At 54.6% G+C, this 25,926-nt stretch carries 20 protein-coding genes; 7 read left to right on the forward strand and 13 right to left on the reverse strand.

Annotation, left to right across the window (positions count from 1 at the left end):
- Positions 1-59: 59 nt before the first annotated feature.
- Positions 60-1,313 carry a PQQ-binding-like beta-propeller repeat protein gene (locus Pla22_RS12685; RefSeq protein WP_207310346.1) on the reverse strand — a complete coding sequence of 418 codons (1,254 nt, stop codon included), beginning with the start codon at positions 1,311-1,313 and terminating at the stop codon, positions 60-62.
- A gap of 173 nt (positions 1,314-1,486) precedes the next feature.
- On the opposite strand from Pla22_RS12685, the gene Pla22_RS12690 reads away from it, so the two are divergent.
- Complete coding sequence (locus tag Pla22_RS12690; RefSeq protein WP_146514942.1) at positions 1,487-2,692, forward strand: glycoside hydrolase family 71/99-like protein; 1,206 nt, start codon at positions 1,487-1,489, stop codon at positions 2,690-2,692.
- On the forward strand, positions 2,689-3,177 hold the full coding sequence (locus Pla22_RS12695; protein ID WP_165440626.1) for a gamma-glutamylcyclotransferase family protein: 489 nt from the start codon (positions 2,689-2,691) through the stop codon (positions 3,175-3,177). Before Pla22_RS12690 ends, Pla22_RS12695 begins: the two co-directional genes overlap by 4 nt.
- Before the next feature lie 17 nt (positions 3,178-3,194).
- Here the strand turns inward: Pla22_RS12695 and Pla22_RS12700 are convergent, their stop codons facing one another.
- A complete protein-coding gene (locus Pla22_RS12700; protein WP_146514944.1) occupies positions 3,195-3,836 on the reverse strand; it encodes an HAD family hydrolase in 642 nt (213 codons plus the stop codon).
- Positions 3,837-4,422: 586 nt separating this feature from the next.
- On the opposite strand from Pla22_RS12700, the gene Pla22_RS12705 reads away from it, so the two are divergent.
- From Pla22_RS12705 to Pla22_RS12715, 3 genes are all read left to right on the forward strand, one after another.
- On the forward strand, positions 4,423-5,799 hold the full coding sequence (locus Pla22_RS12705) for a DEAD/DEAH box helicase (RefSeq protein WP_242631974.1): 1,377 nt from the start codon (positions 4,423-4,425) through the stop codon (positions 5,797-5,799).
- Between the two features lie 154 nt (positions 5,800-5,953).
- Positions 5,954-7,156, forward strand: a complete 1,203-nt coding sequence (locus Pla22_RS12710) for a right-handed parallel beta-helix repeat-containing protein (protein WP_146514945.1) — start codon at positions 5,954-5,956, stop codon at positions 7,154-7,156.
- A 111-nt stretch (positions 7,157-7,267) separates the two neighbouring features.
- Entirely contained in the window at positions 7,268-7,876 is a 609-nt protein-coding gene (locus Pla22_RS12715) for a zinc ribbon domain-containing protein (protein ID WP_146514946.1), read from the forward strand.
- A 33-nt stretch (positions 7,877-7,909) separates the two neighbouring features.
- Here the strand turns inward: Pla22_RS12715 and grpE are convergent, their stop codons facing one another.
- The 8 genes from grpE to Pla22_RS12755 form a co-directional block, all read right to left on the reverse strand.
- Positions 7,910-8,500: a nucleotide exchange factor GrpE gene (gene grpE, locus Pla22_RS12720; protein ID WP_146514947.1), complete on the reverse strand. Its 591-nt coding sequence runs from the start codon at positions 8,498-8,500 to the stop codon at positions 7,910-7,912.
- Between the two features lie 5 nt (positions 8,501-8,505).
- Positions 8,506-9,642: a molecular chaperone DnaJ gene (dnaJ, locus tag Pla22_RS12725; RefSeq protein WP_146514948.1), complete on the reverse strand. Its 1,137-nt coding sequence runs from the start codon at positions 9,640-9,642 to the stop codon at positions 8,506-8,508.
- 95 nt (positions 9,643-9,737) lie between these two features.
- Complete coding sequence (gene groL, locus Pla22_RS12730) at positions 9,738-11,357, reverse strand: chaperonin GroEL (protein ID WP_146514949.1); 1,620 nt, start codon at positions 11,355-11,357, stop codon at positions 9,738-9,740.
- A 97-nt stretch (positions 11,358-11,454) separates the two neighbouring features.
- Entirely contained in the window at positions 11,455-11,751 is a 297-nt protein-coding gene (locus Pla22_RS12735) for a co-chaperone GroES (protein ID WP_146514950.1), read from the reverse strand.
- Positions 11,752-11,863: 112 nt separating this feature from the next.
- The gene (gene groL, locus Pla22_RS12740) at positions 11,864-13,567 is read right to left on the reverse strand and encodes a chaperonin GroEL (protein ID WP_146514951.1); all 1,704 of its coding nucleotides are present in this window, start codon (positions 13,565-13,567) and stop codon (positions 11,864-11,866) included.
- Between the two features lie 532 nt (positions 13,568-14,099).
- Complete coding sequence (locus Pla22_RS12745) at positions 14,100-15,536, reverse strand: hypothetical protein (RefSeq protein ID WP_146514952.1); 1,437 nt, start codon at positions 15,534-15,536, stop codon at positions 14,100-14,102.
- Positions 15,537-16,208: 672 nt separating this feature from the next.
- Complete coding sequence (locus Pla22_RS12750) at positions 16,209-17,402, reverse strand: kappa-carrageenase (protein WP_242631975.1); 1,194 nt, start codon at positions 17,400-17,402, stop codon at positions 16,209-16,211.
- A gap of 768 nt (positions 17,403-18,170) precedes the next feature.
- Positions 18,171-18,575 carry a hypothetical protein gene (locus Pla22_RS12755; protein ID WP_146514953.1) on the reverse strand — a complete coding sequence of 135 codons (405 nt, stop codon included), beginning with the start codon at positions 18,573-18,575 and terminating at the stop codon, positions 18,171-18,173.
- 322 nt (positions 18,576-18,897) lie between these two features.
- Here Pla22_RS12755 and Pla22_RS12760 point away from each other — a divergent pair, with 322 nt between their 5' ends.
- Positions 18,898-19,635 (forward strand): phytanoyl-CoA dioxygenase family protein, encoded by a 738-nt coding sequence (locus tag Pla22_RS12760; protein WP_242631976.1) that lies wholly within the window; start codon positions 18,898-18,900, stop codon positions 19,633-19,635.
- Positions 19,636-19,651: 16 nt separating this feature from the next.
- Here Pla22_RS12760 and Pla22_RS12765 read toward each other — a convergent pair whose 3' ends face one another.
- Positions 19,652-21,844: a bifunctional rhamnulose-1-phosphate aldolase/short-chain dehydrogenase gene (locus Pla22_RS12765; RefSeq protein ID WP_146514954.1), complete on the reverse strand. Its 2,193-nt coding sequence runs from the start codon at positions 21,842-21,844 to the stop codon at positions 19,652-19,654.
- 390 nt (positions 21,845-22,234) lie between these two features.
- Positions 22,235-23,305, reverse strand: coding sequence for a 3-deoxy-7-phosphoheptulonate synthase (locus Pla22_RS12770; RefSeq protein ID WP_146514955.1), 1,071 nt, complete (start codon positions 23,303-23,305; stop codon positions 22,235-22,237).
- 214 nt (positions 23,306-23,519) lie between these two features.
- Between Pla22_RS12770 and Pla22_RS12775 the strand changes: the two genes are divergently transcribed.
- Entirely contained in the window at positions 23,520-25,022 is a 1,503-nt protein-coding gene (locus Pla22_RS12775) for an aldehyde dehydrogenase family protein (RefSeq protein WP_146514956.1), read from the forward strand.
- A 43-nt stretch (positions 25,023-25,065) separates the two neighbouring features.
- On the opposite strand, the gene Pla22_RS12780 is transcribed toward Pla22_RS12775, so the two are convergent.
- A complete protein-coding gene (locus Pla22_RS12780) occupies positions 25,066-25,908 on the reverse strand; it encodes a glycoside hydrolase family 16 protein (protein WP_165440627.1) in 843 nt (280 codons plus the stop codon).
- Positions 25,909-25,926: the final 18 nt, after the last annotated feature.

Here is a 25,926-nt window from a genome sequence, read left to right on the forward strand (position 1 = left end):
TGCATCATACGTCGATTGCATCGAGACGCTTAAGCATGCTGAACCAAGTTCAAACGCTTTCAATCTTGCAAATCAATGCAAGCCGCTTCTTCGGTGCTGCGGACGTAGAGCCGCCCATTGCTGAAGGCTGGCGTGGACCAACACTTGCCTCGCACGACATCCGCTCTCGCAAGTTCGACGTATTCATCCGGGCGGGCCGAGACGATGACGACTTCTCCGGCATCCGAAAGAGCAACGATTTTGTTTCCGACTTGGATGCAGTTCCCAGGTCCAAATCCGCCCTTCTTCCATTTGATTTCACCCGTTGCCAAGTTGACGCACTGAAGCGGAGCTCGGCCGTACTTCTTGAATTCGAAAATTCCGTACAAGTGTCCATCGTGAACAACAGGCGTGCTCCAGTGGTTCATTAATTCATTCGCTTTAAACCAAAGTTCGGTTGCTTCTGCTTTTTCCGTTACCTTGAAGAGACCGGCGCCGACGCCATAGCCGGCTGAGCAATAGACCCGGTCACCCTCAACTACAGGGGAAGCCGCGGTCGATGTGCTAAACGGAAACTTCGCTCGCCAAATCTCTTCGCCTGATTGAACGTCCACTGCCACCAACCCCGACGTTACGAAGAAAACGATCTGCTTTCGATCGTTAATTTCAGCCAAGCAAGGAGTCGCGTGAGTGATTGTTTCGTCGCCGGATTTCCAAAGAACTTGCCCATCGTCTTTGTTGAATGCCAAGAACGATTGGCCAGCTCCACCGCCACCGACGATCACGGAGTTCCCATCGACGATCGGGCTCGATGCGTTTCGCCAAGGAATGTTGCGACCTTCGAACTCAGCCTCGATGTCACGTTTCCAAAGCGATTGGCCCGTTTCGGCATCAAGGCAGTGCAATGTCATGAACGCGTCGTATGCGAAGACGCGATCGCCGGAAATGGTGGGTGTCCCGCGAGGTCCATCACCGCCTCGGTTGTCCGGTGCACCGGCATCACCACCGCCGCGTCCGTACTTGATCGAACCAAGTTGAGCTTCCCAAAGTTTCTTGCCGGTGTTGGCGTCCAACGCCAAGCAGACCTCGTGTTCTTGTTCCCCCACAAGCGTGATCGCGCGGCCATCGGCAACCGCAAACGAGCTGAACCCAAGTGGCGTCGGAGCTTTCCACAGCACCTTGGGGCCTGAACTACCCCATGGCTTATCGCTAATACTGGCCGTCGAAACGCCATCGCCCGCGGGGCCGCGATATTGGGGCCATGGTTCGGCAGTGACACGATGCGACGAAGCTAGGATGAAGGCAGCGAAAGCCAGCAGAGCAATTAATTTCATGGCGGGATTCATCATGGCGGGATTCATGGGGGAAGGTAGGGATAGTTTGGCCGATGGCGAAAACCGATAGCCAGGTAGAAGTCATTGAAGAGCAATCCATGCCCGATTGCAACGGCTAGCCCAGCGGTCAAACTGTTAGGAAATCGACGAGCCGCCTTCGCATTGAGTCAGACATGATGATTCGTAACCTTTTTCTCTTTCTCAGTTTGTTCCTCTGTGGCGAGTCTTTCGTATTGGCGCAAGCTGTGGATGGCGATTCCCAAGCGAAGCCGCTAATCCTTGCCCACTACATGCCTTGGTTTAGTGCCAGCCCTCGAGCGGATGATTCTGGCGAGATGTCGTGGGGATGGCACTGGACGATGAACCATTTCGATCCCGATCAAGTGAAGGGAGATCGACGCCAAATTGCTTCGCACTTTTATCCCGTGATTGGACCCTACGATTCGGCTGATCCCGCGGTGCTTGAATACCATTTGTTGCTAATGAAGACCGCTGGCATCGATGGAGTGATTGTTGATTGGTACGGACTCGAAGCCTTCAACGATTATCCCATGTTGCACAGGAACACTCAATTGCTTTTCGAAGCCGTTTCCAAACGGGGCATGAAGTTTGCGATTTGTTACGAGGACCAGACCATTCCGATCATGGTCAGGGCAGGACGTCTTAATGAATCCGATCAGGTGTCGCACGCAATCAACGAGATCAACCAGATGCAGACCATGTGGTTTGATCATCCCTGTTACGTGCGAGTTGATGGCAAGCCCGTTTTGTTATCGTTCGGCGATTCGGGGTTGACCAACGATGGCTGGAAGGAATGCTTAGCGGGCCTGAAACATTCTGTTGCTTACTTCAGCGAACACACACGTCGTGACGGCGCGATGGGTGCTTACGATTGGCCCGTTCCGTCCATGGGATTTAAAGCAAGCGATCGGTTCGAGACACTTGCCAAGTCTTGGGAATACGCGATTCCCGTTGCGTTTCCGCGGTTCGTCGATTGTTACGCCGAAGGAAACGCGGGTGATGGCTACCAACACATCGACGACTGGGGAGGCGAAACGTTCAAGCGGACATTGGTGACCGCCAGCAAGTTTAACGCTCCGATGATTCAACTTGCTACGTGGAACGATTGGGGCGAGGGAACGCAGATTGAACCAAGTCGCGAACATGGATTCCGCGATCTAGAGATGATTCAAATGTTTCGGCGTCGTTACGTGGATAAGAAGTTTGCCGCAAAAGCAGACGACTTGCAGTTGCCACTTGAGCTTTGGAAACAGCGTCAAGATGCGGCCGCCGATGATGGTCGGCTCACCGAGGTTGCGGACCTGATTGCCGACGGTGAATTTGCCAGAGCCCGTAAACGATTGGAGTCACGTCGTTGAACGATTTGTTGCCGAAAGATTTGTATTTCGCGTACGGATCCAACTTGAACGTGCCCGAATTTAGAAGTTGGTGTCAGCGTAACGGTTTTCTGAATGCGTTCATTGAACCGATCGTGGTGGCTCGCTTGTCAGGTTACGCTCTTTCGTTCTCACATTACAGCCGCGCCAGAAACGGAGGCGCGTTGAATGTTGTGCCATCGGAAAACGAATATGTAGACGGCGTCGTGTTTCAAGTTCCCGGACCGGAAGGATGGGCGGCGCTGGATGCCAAAGAGGGCTTTCCCAAACGCTACCAGAAAGAATCGCTTTCGCTGAAAACTGATGACGGGAAAGACCTCTTAGCGTGGGTCTACGTGGTGAAGGAACCCAAGTGCGATCACTATCCACCGCACAGCGATTATGTTCGCGTCGTGCAGGACGGTTGTCGAACGTTCAAAATGTGTGAGAAGCGATTGTTGAAGGCTGCTAGATTGACGTCGCCTTGACTGGCAAGGCGTGGGGTCTAGATCGCTCGCCCAACTTGTGAAAGATGGCTGACGTAGCAAGTGTTTTCCAGATTCTTGGGCAGGGACCCATGAGGATCGAAGGCGATGACTTGCATGCCCGCGCTATGGGCCGCTTCGATTCCAAAGACGCTGTCTTCGACGACAAGGCAATCGGCTGGAGCCACTTGCAGTGCTTCCGCAGCAGCAAGAAATAACTTGGGGTCTGGTTTCCAAGCATCGACATCATAAGCGCTAAAGATCCGGTCATCGCTGCAATGGGCGATCAAGCCTGTGGTTTCCAAGCAGATGCGGATTTTCTGGCGGGGAGCGTTCGATGCGACGCAGAATGGCAATGATAACGATCCCAGTAATTCCATCGCTCCATCGACAGGTTGCAGACGCTCGGCCAGAACCTCGAATTGACGACGTCGGAAATTGGGAAGGAAATCAAGAGGCAAAGGAGTGTTGAGTGTCGCTTCCAATTCCGCCAACACCACCTTCAGGTCGTTGCCCGCAAAACGCACCATTGCTTCGTCGTGCGTCATGCGAATCCCAAGCGGCGTCACGCCTTCGAGAAGCAGTTCCATGCTGATGGTTTCGCTGTCGACGAGAGTTCCATCGCAGTCAAAGATCACCGCTTGAACAGGTTGTCGAATCATGGAATTAGGAAACGGGTAAAAGGATCGGAGCGGACAATTGGACTGAAAACGTAGACAAACTAAGCCATCGAGCAAGCCGGTGACCCCTGGCAACCCCTGCAAACGACTTTAAGGGGGTGCTTTGCCTACTTAAGCTTCGTGAAACTGAATTCTTCCTATGCGTTGACTCGGGGTCGGGCTATAGTTCGTCATACCCGCGGTGGAAGCCGTCGGGTAAGAACTCGCCGGAAAGAAGCAAGTGACGTGATTTTGTTGATCATGTTATCCGGTAAAGATGTCTTCGAAGATTCCTGGTGAATCCCAAACGACAACTGAGTTCATGCGTTTGTTAACTTTGGCGGAGTTCTTTGCTCTGCTCACGATCCACCACCGGCATGGGAGCCAGTGGCAACCATTTTGAGCCACCCTTACTCAAAACAAAGATCGACCGTGTCGGGAGACTATTTTCAGTCGCCTCGCCACAAACACTTCGGAACCTTCTTGTTTGGCCGAAGTCTCCGCAGATCCACCGGGATCTCGGACCCTATTTGGCATCCGCACGTCTAGAAGTGACATCGCATCTCGTGGTACAGCTTTTAGTGACACCGTGACCAATCGCCTTCGCGATGATCCGTTTGCGTTGCCCCACATTCAAGAATCTTTGGATACTCCTTTGAAGACGTTTTCAGAATTGAAGCTCATCGCGCCACTCGAGCGCGCCCTAAAAGACCAGAACTACGAAATCCCCACGCCGATCCAGGCACAAACCATTCCGCATGCACTCGAGGGCAAAGACATCCTCGGATGCGCGCAAACGGGAACGGGTAAAACCGCCGCGTTCGCGTTGCCGCTGTTGGACTTCCTTGGCGGCGAAAAGCGAATCGCTCAACCGGGTCGCCCCCAAGCACTCGTGCTCGCACCCACTCGTGAGCTAGCCATTCAAATTGGCGACTCAATGCGAGTCTACGGCAAGCATTTGAAACTCCGCACCGTGCTTGTGTTCGGTGGAGTGAATCAAAACAGCCAAGTTCGCGAAATGCAACGCGGTGCGCACATCCTTGTTGCCACGCCGGGTCGCTTGTTGGATTTGATGGAACAAGGGCATATCAACCTTGGCGAACTTGAGGTCTTTATCCTCGACGAAGCCGATCGAATGCTTGACATGGGCTTCTTGCCTGACCTCAAGCGAATCATCGCCAAATTGCCTGATGATCGGCAGTCGATGTTCTTTAGTGCAACCATGCCACCAAAGATCGTTGATCTTGCGAACCAGTTATTGTTCAATCCCATTAGTGTCAACGTGACACCGAAGGAAACGAGCGTTAAGCGAATCACGCAAGAGCTCGTGTTTTGCGATCGAGGTGAAAAGCCCGAATTGCTTCGTCAGATCGTTGTCGGCCAAAACGTTGATCGGGTGATCGTTTTCACTCGCACCAAACGCGGTGCTAACGTCGTCGCGAAAAAGCTCGAACAGTCCGGCACCGAAGCCGCAATCATTCACGGCAACAAATCGCAGGCCGCTCGTCAAAAGGCACTTGCTGCATTCCGCGACAAGAAAGTTCGCGTGCTTGTTGCCACGGATGTCGCTGCTCGCGGGATCGACATCGACAACGTCACTCATGTGGTCAATTACGATCTACCCAATGAACCGGAAGCCTATGTTCATCGCATCGGGCGGACCGGTCGAGCAGGAGCCGAAGGAATCGCAATCTCGTTCTGCTCCGGCGAAGAGCTCGATGACTTGAAGGAAATCGAAAAGCTCTTGGGCATGAAAATTCCTCGCGACCCCAATTCGGTGATGCCGGCCTGGGAACCTAAACGCAAGCCAGGCGGCGGTGGGCAGCGTCGTGGTGGTGGAGGTTCATCTCGCCGCAGTGGGCAAGCGAAAGCATCGTCGGGTGGTCGCAAGCCGGCTAGTCGCGGTCCTGGGGCAGGTGGTCAGCGACGATCAAAGCCTAAAAACCGTCGCCACGTCGCTTCCTAAGCGAATGCGTGTCGTCAATCTGGACGAAATCTGAACAGAATCTGAACAACGAGTGCGGCGAGCAATGATGATTGCTCGTCGCATTTTCGTTGGTGGACGGGTAAACTGTGGACCCTATTGATCTTCCCCTTGATTGAACGCACGGACTATTCACATGACACGTATCTCTGTTGCTCTGCTAGCACTCCTGGCAGTCATTCCCGCCATCCTGTGTGATGCCGTCCTGTGCGATGCCGCCACTTTCTATGTGGGGCCCAATGGAAGCGACTCGTATGGTCGCAACCAAGCTACCAACCGTTCCACGCCCTGGCGTTCGATCCAGCGTGGGGTCAACGAAGCCGGCGGTGGCGATACCGTGGTCGTATTGTCGGGGACCTACTACGAAAGCGTCTATCTTGGGCGTAGCGGCTACGGTGGAAACGAGATCACGTTGAAAAGTGAATCTCGCGAAGGCGCCCGCCTGATTGGATCGATCTCGTCGAATGATCAAAGTTACCTTCGCGTCGATGGATTCGATGTCAGCAATTACAGTTCGACGGGGCTAACTAAAGGAATCAGCTTCAATCGTTGCCACCACGTTACCGTGCGAGATTGTCGCGTCAGAGAATGTTGGGGTGGAGGGATATCCTTTGACCAAACCGATTGGATTCTATGCGAATGGAACATCACCCACGAGAACGCTTACAACGATCCCAACCAGCACAGCGGAATCTCGGTGTACCAACCTCAGTATCGAGGCAATGACTCTCGCGCGTACGGCATCATCATTCGCAACAACACATCTTTCAACAATTGGAACTACGTCAACAACGTTAATTTTGGGCGTCCCACGGACGGCAACGGAATTGTGGTCGACGATTTTAAGAATGGTCAGTCCGGCGGCAACGGCGTTCCCTACGATCGAATGACAGTCATTGAAAATAACATCTGCTTTGACAACGGAGGGCAGGGGATTCATTGCTACGCCAGTCAAAACATTCGCATCCGCAACAACACCTGCGTCAACAACGTGGGAAGCTTTGACTTCGGGGGCGAAGTCTCGGTATCAGAATCAGAACGTGTTTACGTTTACAACAACATTCTGACTGCTCGAAACGGCAAGCGTGCCGCACTGCAGTATGACTCCAACAATTTCTGGTTTGGGTTCAACGTGATCGACGGTCCGGTGCTCAACGTTCCCTACGACGGCAGCAACATCTACGGCCCTGCCGGTTTCCGCCAAGGTTCGTTCGAGCTCGAGCCGTTCAGCGCAGCGGTCAACAGTGGAGTCGATGGCGGAGACCACTTTTTCCTGGACGCTTACGGACAAAATCGTCAAAATGCGGCTCTCGACCGAGGTGCGATCGAAGTCCAATAAAGTATCGTGGATGGCTGAATTGATCGGCCGAGGAGGCAAACCGTTCTAGGTTGAATGGACAAAGCGGGGACAACGTCGCGAGCCATTCACGCGGTGGCGAGGATGAACGAGATGACTACGATTGAATCATTGCTTTGTAATTCGTGTGGAGCTCCGCTGGACGTGCCATCGACGGCGAACTTCGTGAAGTGCAACCACTGCGGCGCGCAGCTTGCCGTTCACCGCGATGCTAATGTGACGTTTACCGAAGCCGTTGAGAAACTCAATCAGGCCACCCAAACATTGGCGAAGCAAGTCTCTTCAATATCCGTGCATCAAGAGATTGCAGCGCTCGATCGGGAATGGGATCAACAAGAAGAGAGCTATAAGATCATCGACAAGGACGGACACTCGCGGCTTCCGACTCAGGGATCGTCGATCATTAGCGGAGTCATGATCAGCCTGTTTGGAGTGTTCTGGACCGTTGCTGCCTTTCAGATGTTAGCACGCGGTCCCGGTGGCCTAGGGGGTCCCGGTGGCCTGGGCGGGGTGGGGGCAGTGGACGAGGTGGGTCGAACCAGCGGTATCGAGACGTTGTTCCCACTCCTGGGAATCGTTTTCACATTGGTTGGCATTGGCTCGGCGATCTATTCGCACAACCGAGCCAGTGAGTATCAAATCGCACATCGCAACTACAAACGAAAGCGATCGGCGCTTCGGGCGAAACTAAGGTCGCCTTAATCGCATCCCGCGATATCCTGCGGACGCAAGCGTTTACGAAGCAGGGCCGGTGCTAACAATCACTTGGGCGGGCCGGATCACTCGTTCGTGCATCTGGAAGCCAGTCGCCGCAACATGAGCAACTGTGCCCTCGGGTGCATCGGACGGCATCTGCTGGATCGCTTCGTGGAAGTTCGGATCGAACAATTCGCCTGCTGCGGGAATCTCTCGCACGCCGTGCTTGGCCAGAGCGTCGTCAAGTTGCTTGGCGACCATGGCCACACCATCACGAAGTCCAGCGATGGCATCGCTATCGCCGGCCGCTTCGATCGCACGGTTTAGGTTGTCGCGAACCTGCAATATGTCAGTCACCATAGGAACTGCTGCGTACTTGAGCTGATCCTCCATGTCGCGTCGCATCCGTTTCCGGAAATTTTCAGCTTCGGCTTGCGCTTGAAGGACCCGCTTGTCCGCCGAGTCGGCTGATTGACGCAAACGCTCCATTTCTTCGTCACGAGTTTCGCCAACGCTGGCTTTGACGTGAAGATCATCATCATTGATGGCTTCATCGAATTGCGCTGCAAAGTCTTCAGCTTCGTTTTGGTCGAAGTCGCGTGAGTCTTCGGTTTCTTTGGGTTCAGACATAATGGTTACTTTGCTTCCGAATCGAAAAAGGTTTTCAGGCGATCCATGAACGATTTGCGATGAGGCAAGACCGATTCGTGATCTAGTTCAGCGAGTTCTCGCAATATCCGTTCCTGTTCGCTGTTAAGTTTCTTAGGAACTTCAATAAACACTTGAACAAGCAGGTCACCGGACCGTCCGCCACGCGGATCGACCACGCCTTGCCCCTTCAGCGTGAATACCTCGTTGTTTTGGGTGCCGGGATTGATCGTTAGGGTTTCAGGGCCGTTGAGCGTTGGGACTTCGATGGCTGCACCCAACGCCGCTTGGGTGTACGAGATCGGCAGTTGCAGAATCAGGTGGCTGCCATCACGTTTGAACAGCTCGTGTTCGCGGACCGTGATGAATACGTAACAATCGCCGACGGGTCCACCGTCGGGGCTCGCTTCGCCTTCGCCCTGGACCCGAACTCGCATTCCGTCGTCGACACCAGCGGGAATCGTGACGGTCAGTTCTGCTTTCTTGTTTTCGAGTCCTGTGCCGCGACAATCGCCGCACGGATTTCCGATCGTTTGTCCGGCTCCACGGCAATCCGGACATGCCGTTTGTACTCGCAGGATTCCGGCGGACTGGATGACTTGTCCATGGCCACCACAAGTGTTGCACGTGACTGGTTTGGAACCAGGCTCGGCGCCACTGCCAGCACACTTTTCACATTTCACGCGGCGGCGAAAGGCGATGTCTTTCTCGACACCGCGAGCCGCCTCTTCGAGAGTCAGGGTGAGGTTGCATCGAATGTCGGCACCGCGTCGAGCACGGCGTTTTCCGCCGCGTCCTCGGCCGCCACCGCCAAAGAGGTCGCCAAACATTCCACCGCCAAAGAGATCTCCGAAAGCTTCGAAGATGTCCTCGACGTCGTTGTACTGGTGAACGCCGTCGACACCCGCATGACCATGTTGATCATAGCGGGCTCGTTTTTCGGCATCGCTGAGGACTTCGTAGGCTTCGGTCGCTTCTTTGAACCGCTCGACCGCTGACTCATCATCCCGATTTTGGTCGGGATGATATTTGATTGCCAGCTTTCGATACGCACGATCGATCTCGGTCTTGCCCGCCGATCGTTCGACTCTAAGCACTTCGTAATAACAAGTCTTCTCAGCCATGAAATAGGCACCAGGTTACAGCGAACAAGTTGCAGGGTTCCTTCCCATCGGCATTTCGCCTGTGACCTGAAACCCGCCGCCTGTTCTCTCTGCTCCTAATTCACCACTCCTTCAGCACGGCGACCATCCTTATCTGCCTGCTCGAAGTTGGTGACAAGAGCTTCGGTCGTCAACAGAAGTCCAGCAATCGACGCTGCGTTTGCAAGCGCGGTGCGAACAACCTTAACCGGGTCAATCACGCCTGCCTTCATCATGTCGGTGTATTCGCCGGTGTGTGCGTTGTAGCCGATGTTGTCGGCCTTTTGCGACACTTCGTCGACCACGACGCTACCGTCGATGCCACCATTGTCAGCGATCTGACGCATCGGAGCATCCAGAGCACTAAGCACAATGCTAACGCCGATCTTTTCGTCGCCCTTGGCTTTCTTCATCGCGTCTTCAAGAGCTTCGCGGCAACGAACCAAAGCCACACCGCCACCGGGCAGGATGCCTTCTTCGAGTGCAGCACGCGTCGCATGCAGAGCGTCTTCGATGCGAGCCTTGGTTTGCTTCATCTCGGCTTCGGTTTCGGCACCGACGCTGATCACGGCAACACCACCGGCAAGTTTAGCCAAGCGTTCTTGGAACTTCTCTTTGTCGTACTCGCTGTCGGATTGCTCAATTTGCGAACGAATTTGAGCGACTCGCTTATCGACGTCGGCACGCTTGCCACCGCCTTCGACGATTGTAGTGCTGCCCTTATCGACAGTGACCTTCTTGGCGCGGCCAAGTTGCTCAAGCGTCACGTTTTCAAGTTGGATACCCAAGTCTTGGCTGATCAGCGTTCCACCGGTGAGAGTTGCGATGTCACCCATCATGGCCTTGCGGCGGTCGCCGAAACCAGGAGCCTTCACAGCACAGACGTTAAGCGTGCCGCGAAGCTTGTTGACTACCAAAAGTGTCAATGCTTCCGCGTCGACGTCTTCGGCGATGATCAACAAAGGTTGGCTGGTTTGAGCAGTCTTCTCGAGCAACGGAACCAAGTCGCGAATGTTGCTGACCTTGCTGTCGTAAAGCAGGACCAAAGCGTTTTCGAGATTCGCTTCCATCGTGCCAGCATCAGTGATGAAATAGGGCGAGATGTAACCCTTGTCAAACTGCATGCCGTCAACGTAGCTGACCTCGGTTTCGCGACCCTTGCCTTCTTCGACGGTCGTCACGCCATCGCGGCCGACTTTGAAGAGAGCTTCAGCGAGCAACTTGCCGATCTTTTGATCGTTGTTAGCCGAGATCGCACCCACGGCAGCGACTTCTTCTTCGCCTTTGACAGGCTTGCCCATTTCGACCAACTTCGCCGTTGCAGCTTCGACTGCTTTTTCGATTCCGCGACGAATCGCAGCCGGGTTCGAACCAGCGACGATGTTGCGAAGACCTTCTTTGAAGATCGCTCGGGCGAGGACGGTTGCGGTTGTGGTTCCGTCACCGGCAAGATCGCTTGTCTTTTGCGCCACTTCGATCACGAGCTTGGCGCCCATGTTTTCGAAACGGTCTTCGAGTTCAATTTCTTTCGCGACGGTCACACCGTCTTTGGTGACGGTTGGGCCACCGAACGATTTGTCGATGATCACGTTGCGGCCGGTGGGGCCCATCGTGACGGCGACAGCATTGGCGAGTTTTTCAACGCCCGCCAACATGCGAGCACGTGCGTGATCGTCAAAAAGGAGTTGCTTTGCCACGGGAATGTCCTTGAGTGGATTGTTTTGGTTGGATGATTGAATCTGGGGTCCTGAAGTCACCCTCCCGCGATACGCGGGAGGGTCACGTTGATCGGTCCTAGAGGACCTTTGCCAGGATGTCCGACTCGCGGAGGATCTTGACTTCTTGGCCGTTGACTTCGATGTCGCTTCCGCCGTACTTGCCATAGATAACCGTGTCGCCCACTGAGACGCTCAGTTCGCCTCGGTTGCCGCTATCGAGCAGCTTTCCTGGGCCCACTGCGACAACCTTGCCACGCTGTGGCTTTTCCTGAGCCGAGTCAGGGAGCACGATGCCGCCAGCGGTGGTTGCTTCAGCGCTTTCAGGTTGAACGACAACGCGATCATCGAGGGGACGCAAGTTGATTTTTGCCATTGGTTTAGTTCCGTATCTAGAAAATTGTGTAGGTGTAAAAGTTGTAAACATAGAAGAAGTCAGGCGAACCGACTTGTCATTGTCTCAAGCCGGTTCGCTGACGCTTGTTCTTCTACATCATGCCGCCCATGCCGCCCATTCCGCCCATGCCACCCATGTCCATGCCGCCCATTCCTCCCATGCCGCCGCCGCCATGGTCGTGGTGATGATCACCGCCTGGCTCTTCTTCGACAGGGATTTCGCAAACGAGCGATTCGGTAGTCAGTAGCAATGACGCAACTGAAGCCGCGTTGGTCAGCGAGGTGCGGACCACCTTGGCGGGGTCAACGATGCCGGCCGCGACCAAGTCGCAGTACTTTTCAGCGTTCGCGTCGTAGCCATCGGTCTTGCCCTTCATTTGCAAGACGCGGTTGACGACAACTGCACCGTCAAGGCCAGCGTTGTTGGCGATAGCGCGAAGCGGTTGGTCAAGGCAGTTAAGAATGATGCGAACACCAAGCTTTTGATCGCCCTCGGTTTCTTTTTCCAGCTTGATAATCGCAGGCTTGCAGCGAAGCAGTGCGGTTCCACCACCGGGAACAATGCCTTCTTCAAGAGCCGCTTGAGTGGCTGCACGAGCATCGTCGATCAGAGCCTTACGCTCCTTCATTTCAGTTTCGGTTGCAGCACCGACGTTGATTTGAGCCACACCGCCGGCGAGCTTCGCCAAACGCTCTTGCAGCTTTTCTTTGTCGTAATCGCTGTCCGTGTTTTCAATTTCGCGACGAATCTGAGCAACACGGCCTTCGATGTCTTCCTTCTTGCCAGCACCGCTAACGATGGTGGTACCTTCGCTGGTGATGCGAACTTTCTTCGCACGACCAAGGTCGCTCATCTTGACGCTTTCCAGGTCAATACCGAGGTCCTTGAAGATTGCCTTGCCGCCGGTCAGGACAGCGATGTCACCCAAGATCGCCTTGCGTCGGTCACCGTAACCAGGTGCCTTCACGGCACATGCCGAAAGGATGCCACGCATCTTGTTGACGACAAGTGTTGCCAATGCTTCGCCTTCGACGTCTTCGGCGATGATCAACAAAGGCTTCTTGGCTTTGCTGATCGCTTCAAGCAAGGGAATCATTTTCTTGTTGTTCGAAATCTTTTCTTCGAACAACAGAATGTGACAATCATCAAGCTCAACGCTCACGTCGTCTTGGTTGGTCACAAAGTGAGGCGAAAGGAAACCGCGATCAAACTGCATGCCTTCAACAACGTCCACATAGGTTTCGTTGCTGCGACCTTCTTCGACTGTGATTACACCGTTCTTGCCAACCTTGGTGAACGCTTCGGCTAGCACTTCGCCGATAGTCGGGTCGTTGTTGCCAGCGATTGTGGCAACTTGCTTGATGTCGTTTTTGCTCTTTTCGTTGATCGGTGTTGAGATCTTTTGAACGTGAGCCAAGGCGACTTCAACAGCCTTGTTCATACCACGAGTCAGCGCCATTGGGTCGGCACCGGTTGCGACCATCTTCAGGCCTTCGCGGAAAATGGCTTCGGCGAGCACGGTTGCGGTCGTGGTTCCGTCACCAGCGACATCGTTGGTCTTGCTGGCGGCTTCTTTGACCAGTTGAGCACCGAGGTTCTCGAACGGATCGTCGAGGTCGATGTCTTCAGCGACGGTGACTCCGTCCTTGGTGACTTTGGGTGAACCCCAGCCCTTGTCGAGCACGGCGTTACGGCCTCGGGGGCCAAGCGTGCTGCGGACGGCACGTGCGAGTTTACTGACACCAGCCAGCAAGGGTGCGCGTGCGTCGTCGTCGAAAACGATTTGCTTTGCCACGACGTTATTCTCCTGTAGAAGATCGGTTGAGCTAAAAAAGCGGTGATTTGGATGGGTGCAAGCGTGGGCCGCCCTACTTCAATCTCACGGGCATCGGAAAAGGTCCGGATGCACCGGTGGCAGCCACACTTAAGCTCCCGCTCCTTATAGCAACCCGTGTGCCGAAGCTGTTTATTTCAGCGTAAGTCATGTGCCGAGAACGCTTTATGCTTTTTGATGGCATCCTCGAGGTGGGCCCGCGTGTCACGATGGCAGGGCCAATTCCAAAGCGGTTTTCTGCCGGTATGACGGCGAGGCAGCGGCGATTGGCAAGCAGATCAAGGGCGACCCGATCGGCAGAGTCGCGGCAGAACTCAGATCGCGGCAGAACTCAGATCGCGGCAGAACTCAGATTACGGCAGAACTCAGATTACGGCAGAACTCAGATCGCGGCAGAACTCAGGTCGCGAAAGAGAGCATAGACGCGGCAGAACGAAGTGAATCAGCGAAGGCGAGGCCGAGCCGGATGAGAGCTCGCGATGATTGGGCATCGCTAAAGATCCGCCAGCACATCGTTGGGGATGATCAGGTCATCGCGGCTCATGTCGTACGTGAACGCTTTCCAGTCGTCCCAGTTCACGCGAACTGCTCCGTCGTCGTGAACTTTAACGATCGTAACGTCGCACCACTTTCCTGCATAACAAGCCTGTAATTTGATTCCCGGCTTCAAGGACATCTCGGCGGTCAACGGCTCAGCGTCTTCGGGGATAGGCAAGTTGACCGGGTAGCGCTTGAGCGTCCGCGGCCGATCACTGGTCTCGCGCTCGGTAGACGTTGTTAAGTTTGGTGGAGCCGGCACTGCGTCAGCGGCGATTGGACGCGAGGGGTCGCTTCGTGCTGACGAGTTCGATGGTTCGCCATGCGGTTGATCCATCGTCCTGGGTTGCCCGAAATGGGAACGCTGGGGTGGGACATAGCCGGGACGATATGGATCATGGTGAGGAGTTCGGTGCTGAGATTCTTCGTGCCATTGAGCCGCCCGCCGTTCGGCAGCAAGCACCGCCTCATCCATACGACGAGCTCGCGCATTTTGCGATTGAAGCCCCATCAGCATCATCAATGTGAAAGCGAACAAACCCAAGCAATACTTCGCCGCTAGCACCCGAGCGATTCCAAAGTAACGCCATAGCGTGATGAAAATAGCCACCGTCACGAAGAAGGTCAGGATGCTTAGTCCGATCTGAAGTAACAAATAAGGGTTGTTCAGAACTTCGGGATCCAAGTTCGGGTTGTTCTGCATCCGAGATCGTGCACGAGACAGGCGTAGTCCCGCTAGCATCAGCAACAGAACGAAACCACCTGATCCCATCGACAATACTTGGGCTCCTACCTTATCCATGATGCGTTTGACAATGTGTTGTCGAGGCACAAACAGGAGCCCGACGATGACGGCGCCCACCGGCATCGTCGCCGCAATGATGACCAACATGGGCGGAAAGATAATGCAGACCAACAAAGCAAACGCGTTGAGCAACACGATTGCCGTTACCCAGCGATGGTTGTTCAGCCATCCCAAGAATCCAGCCCGTTTGACTGACTTACGATGAGGTGTGTAGGGATTGCCAAGGGGACCCGCGTTCGCCGACGGGAATCCGTTACTCGGCTGAGAGCTGTGAAGATTTCCCGGCGTTGGCAACTGACCTAGGTCTAAGATCGACGACTCAAAATTCGCCGCCGGCAGGTTTGACGGTGGGGGATTAGACAGTGGGGGAGTCGCGGCAGCAGTTGCGCGCAGAGAATCAGACGCGACGGGGCGCGGGTTGTGTCGTGCCGCTGGGCTTGTCGTTCCATGTGCGGGCAGTTGCGTTTGTGTCGCGGGCGGCATCGCAACCGGCGGTTGCGCCGGAGGTCGACGGTTCGTAGCGTGACGGTTCGCGGTAGAGTGCGCGCTTGTCGGAGCCGACGGTTGGGGCGACAGTTGAGCTGGCATGGGCGGTCGTGTCGGTGAGGAACCGCCTGCGCCCGGGGCACCTGAAGCTGTTCCAGCGGGGACTTGAATTTGTGCCTTGCAGAGCGGGCATTTCGCGATCGAGCCTTGAGCGCTGACCTTGACTGAAATGTTGCTCCCGCAATTCCCACATGCAACGTTCTTACGTTGGGCAGGTTGGGGGCCGGGCGGGGTGGCTACTGAAGCATGTGATGTTTGACCCGCAGGTCGCGATTGTGCTGTCGCTGAGTTTCCTGTCGCTGAGGCGGCATTGGCGGCAGGAATCACGGATAGAGATTGGCACTTGGGGCACTTCACCTGCTTGCCCGCGGACGCTGCTCCCACAGCAAGTCGCTGCTGGCACACTTCACAATCGAATTGTATTTTGCCGTCCACCTAGCTCCCCAAGGCCTTTGCCTGGCTCCCCAGGGCCTATGCCCGTAGCCTGTACGAATTGTCTCTCGTCCAAGTTTAACTCAAAAAAGCCTTCGCTGTCCAAGCAAGTCGGCTGACCGCAGTGGTAGCTAACCGCAGACGACCAGCATCGAGATCGTGCGGAAAGCTATTGCGATCCTTCGACGACACTGATGCGACCTTAGTTCCGCTTCGAAATTCGGGCAACGCAAGAAAGCAACGTCGTTGGCACAACCAAAGAAGTTAGGCAAACATGTTCAGCTAGGGCTTTGGAGCATCCTTCTCTGCTATTTTTCGAGCGAACCAAGCTTGTCGTTCACTGCCTGATGCCAAGCCATCGCCGTTGGCGTCAACTTCTAGGAAATTGGCTTCGACCTTGTCTTGGTTCCAGTTCCAACCATTCTTTTTCCAATTCGCTTTTTCCTTCGCGACATACTCGTCCTTGGTCCAGTCGCTCGCGGTTTTCTTGGGACTCTCGCGATCGACGTTTGATTCCTTCAATTGCCAAACGCGAACGTAGTCGACGGACATGTTTGTCGGGAAGCCTACGTCCGTGGTCTTCTCAAGTACAGGCAGTCGTTCCCCATCGGCATACTTTACAAACGGATAACGTAGGCCGAGTGAAAGCGTTACGTGCATCGGTAGGTGCCAGTAGAGATTGGGTTTCCGAGCGACCTCATTGCCATCGATGTACCAAACGATCCATTCCTTTGTGTTCTCAGCACCGTAAACGTGATAGTCCTCGCGAGGATCCCACGGGGCATCGAAATGGTTCTTGCAGATGTCTGGAAAATTATTGGGCCGAACCCATTCGCGTTTGCCGTCGCGCAGCAGGGTAGTGTGTAGATTGCAATCGATGCGAGTGACGGGGAAGTGTGTTTTGGTCTCGAAGTCGTACTCGCTTTGCTGAAGTTCGATCACGTCGATTTCCGAGTAGGCTACCGTCTCGCCGTCAGCAGCCTGGTAGCGATTGTTGGGGCCAATGCTGTAGAGCCAAAATGCTGGTGAAGCACCGGGATAACGCGAGCAACCTTTGACACGAGCTTCGAAATATCCGTAAGTGATCGTCTTATCCATGCGAGCCATGCCCGATGTGTAAGCCAATTCTTGCTTTCCACGTTGATGTGTTTGCTGAGCCATCGTCAGATGCATTGAGCCGTTTTTCTGGCTTACGTTTTCCGGCTCCCAACTCCACACGCCAAAGTCGGCGGAATCGATGTTCCATTTAGCGAGATCAACCTCGGCTGAATTGAACTCGTCGGAAAACTGGTCGTTGTAGATCCAAGCTTGTGAGCGAACACTTGGCTCGAGAGTGACCGGAACAGGATCAGCAGCTTGAGTCTCCGCTACTAACAATGTCGCTACTAACCATACCGCTACTATTAAAGCACCGCTGAGATGCGTCAGGCGGATTCGAATCGCGGTAGTGAATTGCAAAGTACGAGGTGTGGCCAAAGGTATTCCTTCAAATACGAAGTGGAGTTGACTCAACGATCACGCAGCACGCATTTCGATGGGAAAGCAGCGCGAACGCGGCGAACCAGGATAGATGCGAGGTACAAACGATGGTCAGGTAGATGGATGAGTGAACGGTGAGTTAACAGCTCAGTCGTTGGGGGCAGTCGTTAGCGGATCGGTCCTGGTTACGATCTGGTAGCCCGGCGGAAATGATCGGCTGCATGTTCCCAGTCGTAGTTTGCTGGTCATCTCGCGATGGTAAGCCCATGTCGAGGGGCGATGTTGGCGTCACCGAATGATTTTGGTTGGGAAAAGGAGCGAGCCTAGAAACAACCATCACTGAAGCAGAGTCACCGGTTGGACATCCAATTTGCAAACTTGCCAAGAAATCCCGCTGCACCAGACTGCGTTGGTCGGCTCTATGAGCCGTTGCCTTCTGTACATCCCTTGAGCCCGATCGAGTGATCAAGCTTCCAATCGGTGGCGCGTTTGATGGCTAAGGGGCGAAAGCCCGATGATGCGCCGCCGCGACGATGCTCGTTCCTGAAATCGAACAGAGCATCTCTGCCAAGGCAGAATTTTCGAGCCGAGATATATCTACGGCCGTGACAGAGAGTGGCGCGAGAGTGGACGCCCCACGAATTGGATCATTGGCACGTAGCCAAGGCGTCAGTCGTCCAAAGAATTCTTACCAACCCATTCGCGGAGTTCGCCCGGTCGGTACGCCGCGAGCGGTTCATGAACAACTAACCGATGGGATTTCCACTAGCTCACGGAATGAGCTTTGTCGACTCTCAGTTCGCGGTCCATGCAACTGATACCGCCGCGGATTCCCAGTTCGTACTGGCCGTAGCTGTCACCGTGTTCAAGCGTGAAGTGCATGCCCCCGCATGGCATTGCGGCGGTTTCTTCGGCAGTCAATTTCAGTCTCCAAAGACCATCGGCGGTGAATTGGCAGCGCTCGGGGTCGGTGACTTCGACGACAACATGCTTGTCGACGAGTTGGCTGTAGACGCGAAACCTTGGGCAATGCCCTGACCAATCAACCGTTGTTCCACTTTCCGAGTCCGAAATCTCTAGCATCAAGTCACAAGGGTATCCTCGCCGCACCCGCAGCCAGGACGTGAGATTGTGAGATGTTTTCTGAACGGGACGAGCTAAAACGGCCATGTTAAACTTCCTTTTCAAGATCTCAACAAACGGTGGCATGTTTCTCAAAAGAGATCGCCGTGTTGTTCAGCTTGCAAAAGCAATGAATGTGCCGTGGCTTGGCTGTTTCAGCAGTGATCTCTCTAGACCGCTACTGGCACTCCAATCATGTCGTTACTGGCTTAGAATACGCCTCTAGTATTTTCGCTCACTTTTATCCAAGCCTAATTGTTGGGCAGATTGCCGACTTCGTTGGCAGGTGGGGTGGCCATCACCAGCCTCTGCTAATCACGCAGTTGCTCACGCAGATGCTCACGCAGTTGCTCACTAGGGGAGCTCACGATTGATAAAGGACGACGTTGTTGACAATATCACTAGCCAGGGATTCGCGGTCATCCATCGGGCGGTCGACCGTTTGATGGTGCAGCGGTTAACGACCAGGTGCGAGCAGGCATTTGCGTTGGAAGAAGGTGTTGAACGAGCGCGTTCAAGCCGCGGACATGTCTATGCCGCTCGCAACCTGATGGACGTGGTTCCCGAGGTGCAAACTTTCTGGTGTAGCGGAGTATTGGCTGAAACGCTGCGCCGTGTTCTAGGAGATCGGTTTGGCTTGGTGCGAGTGTTGTTTTTCGACAAGCCTCCCGACCGTACGTGGGCGCTGCCCTGGCACAAGGACACCGCAGTCGCGGTACGGGACAACTCGCTAGAATCAGCGAGCTTTTCCAGGCCAACGACAAAGGCATCCGTGCCGCATGTGGTCGCATCCGACAATCTGCTCACGCGGATGTTAACGCTACGAGTTCATTTGGATGAAGTCACCGACGAAAATGGTCCGCTTCGCGTGATCCCGCGTTCGCACGCCTCGAGTACCTGTGACGGCGATGGTGTCGAGGCGGCGGAAACGATTCATTCGGCACCGGGCGATGTGTTGGCGATGCGTCCGTTACTGACGCATAGCAGCGGATCGTCCCAGAAAGGAACGACTCGCCATCGCCGCATCTTGCACCTTGAGTTCGCAGCGGACCGCGAACTACCCGATGGGTATGCCTGGCATGACTTTATCCAGCCAAGCAACCCGTGATATCGAAGCGATGCTGCTACCTGAGGAATGCCTCGTGCAGACCACCATCGACCGTAATCACTTGGCCGGTGGTCTTGCTCAAGCGATCGCTCACCAGCAAGAAGTAAGCTTCAGCTTGATCGGCGGGTGTGATCGGTGAACGAGTCAACGTGCGATCGGCGTAGAACTGAGCAAGCTTTGTGACTAGCGATTCGGTTGGCTCGTCGTCGGTGTAGGGGATGTCATACTTGGCGAGCGATCCAATCACGCGATCACGTGGGAACATCGCGCTTCCTTGAACCACGGTCGCCGGTGCAACGCCGTTCACGCGAACCAGCGGAGCCAGTTCAATTGCCAATTCACGTACCAAGTGGTTCGCGGCAGCCTTACTGGTGTCGTAGGCAACGCTTCCCTTCTTGGCTACCGCCGCGTTAGCACTTGTGGTCAACACAAGTTTGCCCGAAAGGCCTTGGCGTCGCCACGATTTGGCCGCCTCATCAGCCACCATATAACTGCCCGTCACATTGATCGCGTAAGTGAGCGCCCATGCGTCATCGGGAATGTGACCGGTAGTATCGGCCGCCACGAAGATGCCTGCGGTCACGCATACCGAATCGAACCCGCCATAGCAGATAGCGACCTCGTCAAGCATGGTGCGAATGGTGTCGCGTTTGGTGATATCGCAAGCCAAGCCGACCGCTGGTCCGCAACCGGATAAACCCGTGCCCGCGACGCCAATGCCCAGACCATACTTGTCGGTAATTTCTTTCGCGGTGGCTTGCGCTGCTTCCGCGTTACGGTCGACGCAAACGATGTGGGCTCCGTCGCGAACGAGTCGGTGTGCGGTTTCCTTACCGATGCCTGAGCCTGCGCCCACCACGCAAATCACTTGGCGGTCGAGTTCCTTTTCAGGTGGCATGCGTTGAAGTTTTGCTTCTTCGAGCAACCAATACTCAATGTCGAAGGCTTCTTGCTGAGGCAACGAAATGTAGCGATCGATCGCCTCGGCGCCACGCATGACTTCTACCGCACAATTGTAGAATTCAGCGGTGACTCGCGACTCGGACTTGTTCTTGCCCCAGGCGATCATTCCAACACCAGGGATCAAGACGACCGTCGGATTGGCGTCTCGCATTGCCGGCGAATTGTCGTGCTTGCACGCTTCGTAGTAAGCCGCGTAGTCGAGACGATATTGAGTCAGCCCCGCTTCGAGTTTGGCTTCTAAAGCAGCGATGTCTTCCTTTTGCGGATTCCAATCAACGTACAGCGGCTTGATTTTCGTACGCAGGAAGTGATCGGGACAACTAGTGCCAAGTTCGGCTAAGCGAGCTGCGTCGTTCGAGTTGACGAATCGCATGAGTTTGTCATCACTTTGCAGCGTACCAATCATGCGTCGGCTGCCACTGACTCGACCTCTCAGCCACGGCATGATTTCTGCGGCAATGGCAAGTCGTTCTTTGTCACCCATGGTTTCGTACTTCGCACCGCCAAAGGCAGCGGCGTGTCCGCCCTTTGCTTCGTAACGCGATTCAATGAATGCGGACGCTTTCTCGATCATGTCGAGTGTTTGTTCGTAGCAGGCTTTGTCATCGTCGTGCCAAGCAATGAAGCCGTGTTGTCCCATCATGATGGCGCGAACGTCTGGCTGGTCGCGTTCAATCTGTTGCATCGCGAGTCCAAGTTCAAAACCGGGACGCATCCAGGGCACGTAGGCCATATCCGAACCGAAAATCTCAGCCGTCAGTTTTTCGCAATTCTCTGATGCCGCAATTGCAATGATCGCATTGGGGTGCATGTGATCGACGTGGCGACCAGTAATGAAGCTATGTAGCGGTGTGTCGATCGAGGTCGGACGAGGGTTCAGGTTGAACGTCGTGTGCTTGTACATGCCCACCATCTCGTCTTCGGCAGGCGACTTAAGGCCTTTGTCCGATCGAGCGGCATAGACCGATTGAAGGCCCATGACCTTGTCTTGGTAGAGCGACGAAAAGTTTTCTCGCTTGCTGGTCCGCAAATCGCCGCCAGAGCCTTTAACCCATAAGACATCCACGGTTTCGCCGCTCAACGGGTCCTTCTGATGAATCTTGCTTGAGGTATTCCCGCCACCGGTGTTAGTGATGCGCTGGTCGGTTCCAAGAATATTGGACCGGTAGACCAATCGTTCGACCGGATCGAGCTTGGCTGCGTGTGAATCGTCCCAAAGGTAATCGACGTATTGATACTTGGTCATGGAGAAAATGAGGTGAGTAAAGGGAGGAGGCGAGAGAGAGTATGGGGGGAGAGAGCGTGTTCGTAAGAAGTACGAATCGAAGAACCAGGATAGCGGATTCGATTCACGGTTGGATGACCGGCAAGCAGCGAGCGGGATCTTTTCTCGCCAATGCGATCATGGCCAAACAAATAAAGCACGAAGTTCGCATTTTCGGAACAACCAAATCTTTCGTCGTGAGAATGGGGGATCGAGCGATGTGAAGATTGGGTTGAGGATTGGTTTCGTGTTCACGCGGACGTTTTCACGCCTGCGACGTTTTGTCGATTCTGGGCTACCAATTAACGCGGGCTACCGATTAATCTCGGCTACCTGTCAATCCCGGCTACCCGTCAATCTGCGCCACATTGACTAGCCAAGATTGCGACGCGTCGTGACCGCGTCGGCAAGGTCTTGCAGAATGGCGACCGTTTCATCCCAACCGATGCATGCATCGGTGATGCTCTTGCCTCGAACCAATTCGCCCGCGCCGAGATCTTGTCGCCCTTCGACAAGGTTACTTTCGACCATCACGCCCATGATGCGAGTGTCACCTTCAGCAACTTGGCTGCAGATGTCTCGACACACGTAACGCTGACGCGTGTGCTTCTTGCGACTGTTGGCGTGAGACGTGTCGATCATGATGCGAGGTCGCAGACTCGCTTTTTCCAACAACTCAGATGCAGCGTCAATACTGGCGGCGTCGTAGTTCGTATGCGTGCCACCTCGCATGATCACATGGCAATCGCTGTTGCCCAGCGTTGCAAAAATCGCAGAGGTGCCCTCTTTGGTGACCGATAGAAAGTGGTGAGGATTTTGAGCTGAACAAATCGCATCGACAGCAATTTGGACGTTTCCGCTAGTGCCATTCTTGAATCCGACCGGGCATGACAAGCCCGATGCCAACTCGCGGTGTCCTTGGCTCTCGGTGGTGCGTGCCCCGATCGCTCCCCAACCGACCAAATCGGCAATGTACTGCGGACTGATGAGATCCAGGAATTCCGTGCCTGCTGGCAAACCCATCGCACTGATGTCTCGCAATAGTCCTCGAGCGGTATGAAGTCCCTGGTTGATTTCAAAGCTATCATCGAGGTTCGGGTCGTTGATCAGGCCTTTCCAACCCACGGTGGTTCGAGGTTTCTCGAAGTAAACCCGCATCACGATTAGCAGTTCGCCTTCGTGCTTTTGTTGCTCGGTGACCAACAGCTTTGCGTAATCTAACGCCGCTTCGGGGTCGTGGATGGAACATGGTCCAACGACGACGACCAACCGATCGTCTTCTTCACGAAGGATTTTTTGGATCCCAGTTCGACCACGAACGACGGTTTCGGCAATCGCCGGTGTGACGGGGATTTCGGCCATCAATTCGCTCGGCGGCACCAGGGCCTTCATAGCGCGGATGCGGAGGTCGTCGGTGGAGTTCTCTGGGCGGGGGCCAGTCATGAAATTGTTCGTGTCAGATGGATCGTGCAAGGGGCAACAAGATATTTCTTTCCCCGAATATCGTTGATCAACCGTGAATAGCAACTAGGCAGGCCAAGCGGACCAAGGTTTGGTGGTACTTTTTTGAGGCGATAGAGGCATACGATTGGCAAATCCCTTATTCTAAGAAGAGTCGCCTTCTCATCTTCATTCTTTCGATTCGGTGGATTTTATTATGTCTGCAGTCGCCAATTCACCCCTGTTTGATTCCGTTCAATCGTTCTTAAGTTCGCCCAAACAGCTCTTGATCGACGGCCGCTGGGTTAGCGCAAAGAGCGGTAAGAACTTCGACGTGTTTGATCCCGCTACCGACGAAGTGGTTGCTCAGGTAGCCGAAGGTGACGCGGCCGACATCGATTTGGCGGTCACGGCAGCACGGAAGGCGTTCGATTCAGGTCCCTGGTCCAAAATGACACCTTCCCAGCGGGGCCAGTTGATTTGGAAGGTCGGCGAATTAATTGAACAAAACGCGGATGAACTGGCTCAGCTTGAAACTCTTGACAACGGCAAGCCCTTCAATGTTGCCAAGGCCGCTGATGTCGCTCTCGCCGCGGACATGTTCCGCTACATGGCCGGTTGGGCAACGAAGATCGAAGGCGACACGCTTTCACTTGGCGTTCCCTACGCACCCGACGCTGATTTCCATGCGTTCACTATGCGAGAGCCAATTGGCGTTGTCGGCCAAATCATTCCGTGGAACTTTCCGCTGTTGATGGCGGCTTGGAAACTTGCTCCCGCGCTGGCAACTGGCTGCACGGTTGTTTTGAAACCAGCCGAGCAAACTCCATTGTCGGCCCTTCGGCTTGGTGAGTTGCTATTGGAAGCCGGCATCCCTGCTGGCGTGGTTAACATTGTTCCTGGGTTTGGTGAAACCGCGGGGGCGGCGATTGCTTCGCACGATTTGATTGACAAGGTCGCCTTCACCGGTTCGACCGAGGTTGGCAAGATCATCATCAAGGCCGCTGCGGGTAACCTGAAAAAGGTAACCTTGGAACTCGGCGGTAAGAGTCCAAATGTGATTTACGATGACGCTGATATCGACATGGCGATTGCGGGGGCGGCAGACGCGATCTTCTTTAATCAAGGTCAAGTCTGCTCGGCTGGTTCGCGACTTTACGTTCAGAAAGGAATTTATGACGAGGTGGTCGCTGGCGTCAGTGAGATCGCGAACAATCTAAAAGTCGGCAGTGGTTTTGATCCCGCGACGCAAATGGGACCTTTGGTTTCCCGCGAGCAACATGAGCGTGTCAGTGGTTATCTGCGAGCTGGACTTGCCGAAGGTGCTCAGGCCTCAGCCGGTGGTGCACCGCTAGATCGACCCGGTTATTTTGTGCAGCCTACCGTGCTGAAGGACGCCTCGGTTGATATGTCGGTGGTTCGCGAAGAGATCTTCGGACCGGTTGTCGCCGCGATGCCATTTAGTGACGACGGTGATTTGGTTTCCCAAGCTAACGATTCGGCCTACGGTTTAGCGTCAGGGATTTGGACGAAAGATATCTCCAAGGCTCACCGATTCGCCAAGGCCGTCAAAGCGGGAACCGTTTGGATCAATTGCTATAACATCTTCGACGCATCGCTGCCGTTCGGTGGCTACAAGCAATCGGGATGGGGCCGCGAGATGGGGCACGCAGCACTCGAAAACTACCTGCAAACGAAATCCGTCGTCATCAAGTTGTGATTGAGTCATGGGCCGACAAGCAATCTGGTCATCGCGTTAGCGATTATTGATACACGCGAACGTAGTCGATCAAGAACGCTTGCGGAAACGTCGTGGACGCGTCGGGATTGCCGACGAAGTGGCCGCCCACCGAAAGGTTCAACAGCAGGTGGAAACGCTGGTCAAACGGAGCCGGGAATTCGCCACCATCGGATTCCCACTGCGTTTGCGTTTGAACCGCTTTTCCGTCAACGAGCCAGGTGATTTTTCCTTCTTGCCAATCCACCGCAAAGGTGTGAAAGTCGTCCGCGAACGTACCCTCGGCTAGCTGATACGGGGCGCCGGTGTATTTGTTCTTGGGCCATGGTGCACCGTAATGCAAAGTGCCAATCACTTCGTTCGGTGTTTGGCCGCGGTACTCCATGATGTCGATTTCACCACTCGACGCCCATGAACCATACGCGTCATCGGTGGGCAACATCCAAATTGCGGGCCAAATGCCCTGTCCAACAGGCATTTTGGCGCGGACTTCGATGCGTCCGTATTTCCACTCACCGCGATTCTTCGTTCGCAACCGGCCTGACGAGTACTCTCGTTGCGTTCCGTTAACGTTTGCATTGTCGCGGTGAGCTTCAATGACGAGCGATCCCCCTTCGACTCGTACGTTTTCACGACGATCCGTGTATATCTGCAACTCCTCATTGCCGCCGCCAAACGCGTTGACCTCGATGCCCCACTTTGAATAGTCAAGCGAATCGCCATCGAATTCGTCACTCCACACAAGCGTCATGCTCTTGAGTTCACGAACGTCGGTGTCAGCCACTGCTTCTTGACTGCGGACATGCGAAGCGGAAAGCAGGGTCGCGATCGCCATCGTGCTAAGGATTCGGTGCATGGATGAAATCATGGGAATTGTCCTGAGATT

Origin of the sequence: Rubripirellula amarantea (genome assembly GCF_007859865.1) — a bacterium.
Lineage (GTDB): Bacteria > Planctomycetota > Planctomycetia > Pirellulales > Pirellulaceae > Rubripirellula > Rubripirellula amarantea.